The 10,643-nt window shown below is 66.0% G+C and carries 9 protein-coding genes; 4 read left to right on the top strand and 5 right to left on the bottom strand.

Going from position 1 to position 10,643, the window contains the following annotated elements:
- Window positions 1-337 precede the first annotated feature (337 nt).
- The 5 genes from PVW48_RS03365 to PVW48_RS03345 form a co-directional block, all read right to left on the bottom strand.
- Window positions 338-1,093: an ABC transporter ATP-binding protein gene (locus PVW48_RS03365; protein WP_012178072.1), complete on the bottom strand. Its 756-nt coding sequence runs from the start codon at window positions 1,091-1,093 to the stop codon at window positions 338-340.
- Window positions 1,094-1,104: 11 nt separating this feature from the next.
- Window positions 1,105-1,863 carry an ABC transporter ATP-binding protein gene (locus PVW48_RS03360; RefSeq protein ID WP_012178073.1) on the bottom strand — a complete coding sequence of 253 codons (759 nt, stop codon included), beginning with the start codon at window positions 1,861-1,863 and terminating at the stop codon, window positions 1,105-1,107.
- Between the two features lie 12 nt (window positions 1,864-1,875).
- The gene (locus tag PVW48_RS03355; protein ID WP_012178074.1) at window positions 1,876-3,084 is read right to left on the bottom strand and encodes a branched-chain amino acid ABC transporter permease; all 1,209 of its coding nucleotides are present in this window, start codon (window positions 3,082-3,084) and stop codon (window positions 1,876-1,878) included.
- Between the two features lie 4 nt (window positions 3,085-3,088).
- The gene (locus PVW48_RS03350; protein ID WP_274580263.1) at window positions 3,089-4,120 is read right to left on the bottom strand and encodes a branched-chain amino acid ABC transporter permease; all 1,032 of its coding nucleotides are present in this window, start codon (window positions 4,118-4,120) and stop codon (window positions 3,089-3,091) included.
- Between the two features lie 109 nt (window positions 4,121-4,229).
- Window positions 4,230-5,585 carry an ABC transporter substrate-binding protein gene (locus PVW48_RS03345; RefSeq protein WP_012178076.1) on the bottom strand — a complete coding sequence of 452 codons (1,356 nt, stop codon included), beginning with the start codon at window positions 5,583-5,585 and terminating at the stop codon, window positions 4,230-4,232.
- A gap of 230 nt (window positions 5,586-5,815) precedes the next feature.
- Between PVW48_RS03345 and PVW48_RS03340 the strand changes: the two genes are divergently transcribed.
- From PVW48_RS03340 to PVW48_RS03325, 4 genes are all read left to right on the top strand, one after another.
- Complete coding sequence (locus tag PVW48_RS03340; RefSeq protein WP_274580262.1) at window positions 5,816-7,111, top strand: helix-turn-helix transcriptional regulator; 1,296 nt, start codon at window positions 5,816-5,818, stop codon at window positions 7,109-7,111.
- Window positions 7,112-7,215: 104 nt separating this feature from the next.
- On the top strand, window positions 7,216-7,581 hold the full coding sequence (locus PVW48_RS03335; protein WP_012178078.1) for a response regulator transcription factor: 366 nt from the start codon (window positions 7,216-7,218) through the stop codon (window positions 7,579-7,581).
- A gap of 1 nt (window position 7,582) precedes the next feature.
- Entirely contained in the window at window positions 7,583-7,903 is a 321-nt protein-coding gene (locus PVW48_RS03330) for a hypothetical protein (RefSeq protein WP_012178079.1), read from the top strand.
- Window positions 7,903-10,596 carry an ATP-binding protein gene (locus PVW48_RS03325; RefSeq protein ID WP_274580261.1) on the top strand — a complete coding sequence of 898 codons (2,694 nt, stop codon included), beginning with the start codon at window positions 7,903-7,905 and terminating at the stop codon, window positions 10,594-10,596. The genes PVW48_RS03330 and PVW48_RS03325 overlap by 1 nt, the downstream gene beginning before the upstream one ends.
- Window positions 10,597-10,643: the final 47 nt, after the last annotated feature.

Below are 10,643 nucleotides of genomic sequence, written 5' to 3'. Positions count from 1 at the left end.
CGCATACATCTCAGAATACTTCGATGAATCGATATGGGCGTTCTTCACGAAATCGGCGCTCGGCGTGTAGACGCCGTCTTTGTTGTCCAGCATTGGGATCCCCCCTTTCAGTCCATTGCGCGAAGTTTGCACCCGGGGGCGGCGACCGGGCAAGCCTGCGGGGTGACGCAGCGGGGCGTTCTTTGGTCGTAAGGGCCCGAAAAATGCGCCCCCGAAACGGCCGCCCGACCGCGTCGGATCGCCGTCGGGCAGGTGTCGGACATCTGTCGGGCAAGTGTCGGGCACCTTCGTGCGCCCGCAACGGGGTGCGCGCAACGCCCCGCGGCGGCCCGTCCGATCAGATCGCGAGATACTCGGCGCGCAGCTCGGCATTCTCCAGCACCTCGGCGGCGGCCCCGTCGAACACGATGGAGCCGGTATCCAGGATCACCGCCCGGTCCGCCAGCTCCAGCGCGCGCACGGCGTTCTGCTCGACGATCACGGTGGTCATGCCCTGTTCCTTGATCACGCGGAGGGTCTTTTCGATCTCGTCCACGATCACCGGGGCGAGCCCCTCATAGGGCTCGTCCAGCAACAGCACCTTGAGATCGCGCGCGAGCGCCCGGGCGATGGACAGCATCTGCTGCTCGCCGCCCGAAAGCGTCACGCCCTCTTGCTTGCGGCGCTCGCCCAGGCGCGGAAAGAGGTCGTAGAGCCGGTCGAGCGACCAGCCCTTCGGCTCCACGATCTGGGCCAGTTGCAGGTTCTCCTCGACCGTCAGGCCGGGAATGATGCGCCGGTCCTCGGGCACGAGGCCGAGCCCCGCCACGGCGGCCTCGTGGCTTTCCATCTCGTGCAGGCGGGCGTGGTCGAGCCAGATCTCGCCATGGCGCACCTGTGGATCGCCGAGCCGGGCGATGGCGCGCAGGGTCGTGGTCTTGCCCGCGCCGTTGCGGCCCAGAAGCGCGAGGATCTCGCCCTCGTGGACATTGAAGCTGATGCCCTGGACGATGTAGCTCTCGCCGTAATAGGCGTGCAGGTCCCAGACCGACAGGAAGGCCGGTGCGGTTTCCGCGTGGCTGATGCCCTTGGAGAAGTCCGGTTTGACGTTCATGGTGTGACCTCTTAGTGCGCCGTCTCGCCGAGATACGCTTCGCGCACCTTGGGATGGCCCTTGATGTTTTCGGGGCTGTCCTCGACCAGGGGGGTGCCCTGGGCCAGCACGGTGATCCGGTCGGCGAGCGAGAACACCACGTGCATGTCATGCTCGATGATCGCGATGGTGATGTCGCGGGTGTCGCGGATCTCCTTGAGCAGGTCGATGGTGTTGTTGGTGTCGGCCCGCGCCATGCCGGCGGTCGGCTCGTCCAGCAGCAGCATGCGGGGCTGCTGGACCAGGCACATGGCCATCTCCAGCCGCCGCTTGTCCCCGCGCGAGAGCGACGCGGCATGCATGGCGTGCTTGTCGAGCATGTTGACGTCCCGCAGGATGGTTTCGGCCATGTCGCGCATGTCCGATTGCGAGCGCACCGAGGTGATCGCGTTCAGCTCGAACGAGCCGTCGCGCTTGGCGAAACACGCGATCAGCACGTTTTCCATCACCGTCAGGTCGCCGAAGATCTCGGGCGTCTGGAAGACGCGGGAGATGCCCATCTGGCAGATCTCGTGCGGGGAGCGGCCCAGCACGGATTGCCCGTCGAACATCACCGACCCGGTATCGGGGATCAGCTTGCCCACCAGGCAGTTGAGCAGGGTGGATTTGCCCGCCCCGTTGGGGCCGATGATGGCATGGACGGAGTTTTCCTTGATCGAGAGGTTCACGTCCCCCAGGGCCTGGAGGCCGCCGAACCGCTTGCCCACACCTTTGACTTCGAGAATTCCCATGGGTCTGTCTCCTTATTCGGCCGGTGTGGTTTCGGCGGATTTCTTGTCGCCTTCAGCGTCGGCTTTCTTGCCGCGCCCGAACAGGCGCGCGATGCGCTGGCCGCCTTCCACGAGGCCGCCGGGCAGGAAGATCACCACCAGCATGAAGATGATGCCGAGGGTCAGGTGCCAGCCCTTGCCGATGAAGGGATAGACCATGGCGACGAGCGCGTCCTCCATCCCGTCGGGCAGGAAGGCGAACCACTGGTGCAGGATGGTTTCGTTGATCTTGGAGATGATGTTCTCCATGTACTTGATCATGCCCGCGCCCAGGACCGGGCCGATCAGCGTTCCCGCGCCGCCGAGGATGGTCATCAGCACCACCTCTCCGGAGGCGGTCCAGAACATCCGCTCGGGCCCCACTTGCGTGTCCATCGCCACCATCAGGCCACCGGCGAGCCCGGCATACATGCCCGAGATCACGAAGGCCGCCAGCGTGTAGGGTTTGGAGTTCAGGCCGGTGTAGTTCATCCGCTGCTGGTTGGATTTGACCGCGCGCAGCATCATCCCGAAGGGCGAGCGGAAGATGCGGATCGCCACATAGAAGCTGATCAGCATGATCACGGCCGCCAGGTAGTAGCCCGCGTTGAAGGTAAAGAGCCAGCCGCCGACGTTCAGCTCGTAACTCGATTTCATCGTCAGCCCGAAGAGGTTGGCGGACGGCGTCGCGCCCTCGGCCAGGGCCGGGTCGAGCAGGCGGGGGTCATTGACCTTGGGCTGCAGCCCGGTCTCGCCCCCGGTGATCGGGGTCAGGACCGAGTAGGCCAGGGCATAGGACATCTGCGCGAAGGCCAGCGTGAGGATCGAGAAGTAGATCCCCGAGCGGCGCAGCGAGATCCACCCCACCAGCAGCGAGAACAGCCCCGCCAGCACGATCGCCATGATGATCGCCGGGATCACGTTCATGGTCAGCAGCTTCATCATCCAGATCGCCGCGTAAGAGCCCACGCCGAGGAAGGCCGCGTGGCCGAAGCTGAGATAGCCCGTCAGCCCGAACAGGATGTTGAAGCCGATGGCGAAGATCCCGAAGATCACGAAGCGCTGCATCAGGTCGGGGTAGCCCGCGTTGAACTGCGCCATGCCGGAGCCTTCGGGGAAGGGGTTGAGCAGGAAGGGGGCGAGCATGGTCAGCCCGGCCACGATCAGCAGAAGGACGGTGTCTTTTTTCTCTAGTCCGAACATGGGCTCAGTCCTCCATCACGCCCTTGCGCCCCAGAAGGCCGCGGGGCCGGGTCAGCAAGATGATGATTGCGACAAGGTAGATGATGATCTGGTTGATGCCGGGCACCAGGTTGATGGCCCAGGACATGGACGCGAAGCTCTCCAGGATGCCCAGCAGGAACCCCGCGGCCACGGCGCCGGGCAGCGAGCCCATGCCGCCGACCACGACCACCACGAAACTGAGCACCAGGAAGTCCATGCCCATGTGGTAGTTCGGAGAGTTGATCGGCGCGTACATCACCCCGGCGACCCCGGCCACGCAGGCGGCGATGGCGAACATGATGGTGAAGCGCTTGTCGATATTGATGCCCAGAAGGCCCACGGTTTCGCGGTCGGCCATGCCCGCGCGCACCACCATGCCGAAGGTGGTGAATTGCAGGAAGGCGAAGACCGCGGCGATGATCGTCATGGCGAAGAGGAAATAGACCAGGCGCCAGTAGGGATAGATGATCGAGCCCGGATCGAAGCCCAGCATCGCGCCGAAGTCGAACGAGCCGATGAAGGCGTCCGGGGCGGGGGTCGGGATCGGGTTGGCGCCGTAGAAATACTTGATGATTTCCTGCAGCACGATGGCGAGGCCGAAGGTGACGAGGATCTGGTCCGCATGGGGGCGCTTGTAGAAGTGCTTGATCAGGCCGCGCTCCATGGCGATGCCGATCCCGGCCATGATCGGGATGGCAAAGAGGATGCCCAGCGGCACCGCCCAGTCGATGATCGTGTCGCCCGCGGCCTGGCCGAAGATGTCGTAGACATAGGGCACGTCGACCTTGAGCGGGTTGCCGAGAAAATCGGTGCGGGTGTCGTCGATCACCTCGTGGCTGAGGGTGAGGATCTGGCTGAGCGTGACGGCGCAGAACGCCCCCAGCATGAACAGGGCCCCATGGGCGAAGTTGACGACACCGAGGGTGCCGAAGATCAAGGTCAGGCCCAGGGCGATCAGCGCATAGGCCGAGCCCTTGTCCAGTCCGTTGAGAATTTGAAGGATGATGGCGTCCATGGCTCCCACCTCGGCTATAGCGTCACGCGCCCCGCAGGCCTATGTGGCGCAGGGGCAGGGTCGGGACGGGCGCGTGCGCACCCGTCCCGGGATCTTGTCGGGGTCGGTGTCAGGCGCCCGGGTTGCAGGTCCCGAGGGTCGCCTCGGCGCCGCCGAACTGGGGGTGGTCCGGGGCGTAGGTCACCTGCTCGACGGGGGTCACCTCGACGATCTCCAGCAGGTCGAACTCGGAGGTCGGGTTTTCCTTCCCGCGCACCACGAGCACGTCCTTGAAGCACTGGTGGTCGGCGGCGCGGTAGAGGGTCGGGCCGTTGCCCATCCCGTCGAATTCGAAATCCGACAGGGCCTCGTCCACGGCACAGGGGTTGAAGGAGCCCGCGCGCTCCACCGCGTCCGCGTAGAGCAGCGCCTGCACGTAGCAGGTATGGGCGGCCTGGGACGGCGGGAAGCCGTACTTGGTGCCGAAGGAGCGCACGAAGGCCTGGGAGCCTGCGTCCTGCAGCGACCAGTGCCAGTTGGTGGAGCCGAAGATGCCCTTGACGTTGGCACCGGCGCCCTTGGCCATCAGGCGCGAGTAGAGCGGCACGACGATCTCGAAGTTCTTGCCGTTGACCACCCGGTCGCGCAGGCCGAACTGCACCGCGTTGGTCAGCGAGTTCACCATGTTGCCGCCGTAGTGGTTGAGCACCAGCACGTCCGCGTCCGACTGCAGCACGGGCGTGATATAGGCGGAGAAGTCGGTCTGGGTGAGCGGCGTCAGAACGGTGTTCACCGTCTCCCAGCCCATGGCTTCGGTGGAGGAGCGCACGGCTTCTTCGGTGGTGTAGCCCCAGTTGTAATCGGCGGTCAGGTGATAGGCCTTGCGGTCGGTGCCGTAGTTCTTGGCCAGGATCGGCGCCAGCGCCGCGCCGGACATGTAGGAGTTGAAGAAATGCCGGAAGCCGTTGGCCTTGCGGTCCTTGCCGGTGGTGTCGTTCGAATGGGTCAGGCCCGCCATGAAGATGATGCCCGCCTCCTGGCAGAGCGCCTGGACGGCCACGGCCACGCCGGAGGACGACCCGCCGGTGATCATCACCGCGCCGTCCTTTTCGATCATCGAGCGGGCCGAGGCGCGGGCGGCGTCGGACTTGGTCTGGGTGTCGCCGGTGACATACTCGACCTTCTTGCCGAGGATCCCGTTGCCTTGCAGCGCCTTGGAGCTGAAGGTGCTCATCATGCCGCCATCGCCGCCCCCGTTGAGGTGCTCGACCGCCAGCTCGTAGGCGCGCAGCTCGTCGGCGCCCTCGTCGGCATAGGGGCCGGACTGGGGCACGTTGAAGCCCAGGGTGACGGTGCTGCCGGTGGGCTCGTTGGTGAAGCCCGCCGACCAGGCGGCGCCGGTGAAGATGGTGGGCAGTGCCAGGCCTGCGCCGGTGGCAGCGCCTGTCTTCAGCACGCGACGGCGGCTGATTTCCGAATTAGACATTGAAGTCCTCCCGTTTAAAACTTTCGAGCCGCTAAACCTCTCCCGCGTCTCGACGGACCCGCACGAACAGTACAGGCACCTGTCAATGAAATTACAAACTGCCCCAATGGCGCAACAAGTGCTTTGATTTACAGGGTTTATTTGTAAACGATTGGACAATGCGCCCGCAGTATGTGTAAAGTTATTGTCACGCACCCGCAGAAAGTGCGTGATAACACTCAGGTTTCACCATGCCCCAGAGCGCCCTGACCGGCAGTCGCATTCGCGAAAGACGCCAGTCTCTTCGCATCAAACAGGCCGATCTCGCCCGGCAGGTCGGAATCTCCGCTTCCTATCTCAATTTGATCGAACACAATCGTCGCAGAATCGGCGGCAAGGTACTGGTCAAACTCGCCCAGGCCTTGCGGGTCGATATCACCATCCTGACCCAGGGCGCGGAGGAGACCCTGCTGGAAGGGCTGCGCGAGGCGGTGGTTTCGGCCCGGCGCAGCACGGCCGAGATCGACCGGATCGAGGAATTCGTGGCCCGTTTTCCCGGCTGGGCGCAGCTGATCGCGGCGCAGCGGCGGCGCATGGTCACCCAGGAGCGCACCATCGAGGCGCTGAACGACCGGCTGACCCATGACCCGTTCCTGGCCGAGGCGATGCATGACCTGCTGTCGAACGTCACGGCGATCCGGGCGACCGCCTCGATCCTCGCCCAGACCCCGGAGATCGAAGAGGCCTGGCGCGACCGGTTCCATCGCAACATGCTGGAGGAAAGCGACAGGCTGGCCGAGGGCAGCCAGGCGCTGGTGTCCTATTTCGACCGGCAGGTGGGGGCGGAGACCGCGTTCTCGACCCCGCAGGAGGCGCTGGAATCGGTGCTGCTGGAGCATGATTACCACCTGCCCATGCTGGAGACCGGGGGCATGGAGGCCGCCGCGGCCCTGCTCGACAAGGCGCCGCAACTGGCGATGCCCCAGGCCCGGGCCCTGGCGCTGGCCTATTTCCGCACCTATGTGCGCGACGCCGAGGCGTTGCCCATGCGCCCCTTGCAGGCGGCCTTCGCCGAGGATCGCGACCCGGCGCAGCTGGCGCGGCGGTTCGATGTGGCCCTGCCGGTGGTGATGCATCGGCTGGCCTGTCTGCCCAAGGCGAAGGACGCGCCGGATGTGGGGCTGGTGGTGGCGGACACCTCGGGCAGCCTGCTGTTTCGCAAGGGGATCGACGGCTTTCCGATCCCGCGTTTCGGGGCGGCCTGTTCGCTCTGGCCGGTCTACCAGGCGCTGACCCAGCCGGTGCAGCCGATCCGGGTGGCGGTGGAGACGCCGCCGGGGCGGCGTTTCGTGACCTATGCGGTATCCGAGTTGACCTCGGCCGTGGATTTCGATGCGCCGCAGGTCTTTCGGTCCTGGATGCTGGTGCTGGACGCGGGCAACGCCCCGATGCCGGAGGAACGCGCGCGGCCCATCGGTACCACCTGCCGGATCTGCCCGCGGGACGCCTGCGCGGCCCGGCGCGAGCCGTCGATCCTGGCGGACTAGAGGCGGGCTTGACCAAGCGGCAGGTGGGAACGGCTTTGACACTCGGGGGAAAGCGGGCAATTCTGCGCGCCTGTAGTGTCGCCAGGGCGGAGGAGGAACCGATCATGGCGAAAACCGTTCTGGTGATCGAAGACGAGCCGAATATCATCGAGGCGATCAGTTTCATCCTGTCGCGCGAGGGATGGCACGTGCGCACCCATTCCGACGGGGCCACGGCGCTGGAGGCGATCCTGCGCGAGGTGCCGCATCTGGTCATGCTCGACGTGATGCTGCCCAATCGCAGCGGGTTCGATATCCTGCGCGATCTGCGCGCCCATCCGGAGACTTCCGCCCTGCCGGTGCTGATGCTGACCGCCAAGGGGCAGAGCAAGGATCGCGAACTGGCCGAGAGCTACGGGGTGTCCCATTTCATGACCAAGCCGTTCTCGAATGCCGAGATCCTGGACCGCGTGCGGGAGCTGGGAGGCTGAGATGGCGCGGGGACGGCCGCCCTTGTTCCTGCAACCCGAGCCCTATCGCAAGCGGCGGCTGATCGATGCCGCGCGGCTGTTACCGGTGTTCGGGACATTCCTGTTCGTGGTGCCGATGCTGCTCTTGCCGCGGGACGAGCCGGGGACCACGGGCGAGGCGCTGATCTATCTGTTCGTGTTGTGGACGCTGCTGATCGTGTTCAGCGCGCTGATCAACCGCTACATCCGGCGGGCGGAGCGCGCGAACCTGCCCGCGCCCGGGTTCACCGTGTCGCGTCGGCAGGGGGACAAGGGGGATGACGACGCCGGGGGCGGGGCCTGATGCTGTCGCTCAACCTGCTTGTCGCGATCTCGCTGGCCTATGTGGCGTTGCTCTTCGGGGTGGCTTTCGTGGCCGAACGGCGCGCGGCGCGGGGCAAGACCGGGTGGCTGCGCGCGCCGATGATCTACACGCTGAGCCTGTCGGTCTATTGCACGGCCTGGACGTTCTATGGCGCGGTGGGCTACGCGGCGCGGTCGGGGCTGGAATTCGTGACGATCTATCTCGGTCCGACGCTGGTCTTCATCGGCTGGTGGTGGCTGCTGCGCAAGCTGGTGCGGATCGGCCGGGCGCAGCGGGTCACGTCGATCGCGGACCTGATCTCGTCGCGCTATGGCAAGTCCAACGGGCTGGCGGTGCTGGTCACCGGGATGGCGGTGATCGCCTCGGCGCCGTATATCGCGCTGCAATTGCAGTCGGTCTCGCTGTCGCTGGCGGTGTTCGATGCGGAAAGCGCGGAGGTCATGGCCAATCCCACCGGGGCGGTGATGGACGGGTTGTGGGTGGCCATCGGGCTTGCGATCTTCACGGTGCTGTTCGGGACGCGCAACCTCGATGCCAACGAGCGGCACCACGGGGTGGTCATGGCCATCGCGGTCGAAGCGGTGATGAAGCTCGTGGCCCTGCTGGAGGTAGGGGTGTTCGTGGTCTGGGGGCTGGCCGACGGGGTCGGGGATATCCTGACGCGGCTCGACGCCTCGCCGGTCTCGGCCTGGCAGGTCGAGGGCGGGCGCTGGGTCGGGTTGATCTTCGTCTCGGCGGCGGCGGTGATCTGCCTGCCGCGGATGTTCCAGGTGATGGTGGTCGAGAATGCCGACGAGTCCCATCTGAGCACGGCGAGCTGGGCCTTTCCCGCCTACCTGATGCTGATGAGCCTGTTCGTGATCCCGATCGCGGTGGTGGGGCTGGACCTGATGCCCGCGGGGGCCAACCCGGACCTGTTCGTGCTGACCCTGCCGCTGTCGCAGGATCAGAACATGCTGGCGGCGCTGGCGTTTCTGGGCGGGTTTTCCTCGGCGACCTCCATGGTGATCGTTGCGGCCATCGCGCTGTCGACCATGGTGTCGAACCACATCATCATGCCGGTCTGGCTGAGCCTGCAGGATGGCGGCAAGGCCAGCGTGTCGGGCGATGTGCGGCGCGCGATGCTGTTCTCGCGGCGGATCTCGATCGCGGCGGTGCTGGGCATGGGCTATGCCTATTTCGCCCTGTCCGAAGGCGGCGAGGCGCTGGCGGCGATCGGGTTGATCTCTTTCGTGGGCGCAGCGCAGGTGCTTCCGGCGCTGCTCGGGGGGATCTTCTGGCGCGGGGCGACCCGGCGCGGCGCGGTCGCGGGGCTGATCGCGGGGTTCGCGGTCTGGGCCTACACGTTCTACATGCCCAGCCTCGCGGTGCCGGGATCGGTACTGGCCGATATCGTGCGGGACGGGCCGCTGGGCATGGGCTTCCTGCGGCCGCACGGCCTGTTCGGGCTGACGGGGCTCGACCCGCTGGTGCATGCGCTGCTGTGGTCGATGGTGCTGAATGCGGGGCTGTTCCTGGGGGTGTCCCTGCTGTCCTTCCCGTCGCCGATGGAGCGGTTGCAGGGCGCGCAGTTCGTCAACGTGTTCGAGCATTCGACCACCCCGCGCAGCTGGGCCGGGGGGCGGGCGGAGGCCGAGGATTTGCTGATCATGGCGCAGCGGATCCTGGGCCCGGACGAGGCCCATAACGTCTTCAGCGCCGCCGCGCGCGCCCAGGGCAAGACCGGGTACCTGCCGGACACGACGCCTGAATTCCTGATGGACCTTGAGCGGGAGCTGGCCGGATCGGTGGGCGCGGCCACGGCCCATGCGATGATCGCGCAGATCAACGGCGGGGCGTCGGTGTCGGTGCGCGAATTGATGGCGGTGGCCGACGAGACCGCGCAGATGATGGAATATTCCAGCCAGCTGGAGGCCAAGTCGCGGGAGCTGGAGGCGACGGCGACCAAGCTGCGCGAGGCCAACGAGAAGCTCACCGAGCTGTCGGTGCAGAAGGACGCCTTCCTGAGCCAGATCAGCCACGAGCTGCGCACGCCGATGACCTCGATCCGGTCGTTTTCCGAGATCCTGATGCAGGGGCGGCTGGAGCCGGAGGTGCGGCGGCGCTATTCCTCGATCATCCATGACGAGAGCCTGCGGCTGACCCGGCTGCTCGACGATCTGCTGGATCTCAGCGTGCTGGAGAACGGGCAGGTGGTGCTGAACCCGCAGCAGGAGCGGCTGGGCGACCTGATCGACCGGGCGATCTCGGCCTCGGCGGTGGGACATGCGCGCAGCCTGAGGGTGCTGCGCGATCCGGGGCAGGAAGATCACGTGATCTACACCGATACCGACCGGCTGGTGCAGGTGTTCATCAACATCATCGCCAACACGATCAAGTATTGCGACGCGACCGATCCGGAACTGCGGATCGAGGTGCGCGCGGGCGAGGGGATGCTGCAGCTCGATTTCATCGACAACGGCTCGGGCATCCCGGTGCGCAGCCATGGCCTGATCTTTGAGAAATTCGCGCGGCTGGACGACCAGACCAAGGCGGGCGGCGCGGGGCTGGGTCTGGCGATCTGCCGCGAGGTGATGAGCAAGCTGGGCGGATCGATCGATTACCTGCGCGGGCAGTCTGGGGCGGCGTTCCGGGTCAGCCTGCCGATGGAGATTTCCCGCGCCGTGGCCTGAGCCGGTTACCTCGCCTTAACCCGAGTGCGCGACAAGGGGGTGTTCCG

The organism is Dinoroseobacter sp. PD6 (assembly GCF_028807315.1).
GTDB lineage: Bacteria > Pseudomonadota > Alphaproteobacteria > Rhodobacterales > Rhodobacteraceae > Dinoroseobacter > Dinoroseobacter shibae.
The sequence above is the reverse complement of the archived record's forward strand: the minus strand, read 5'-3'. Positions and strand labels throughout refer to the sequence as shown.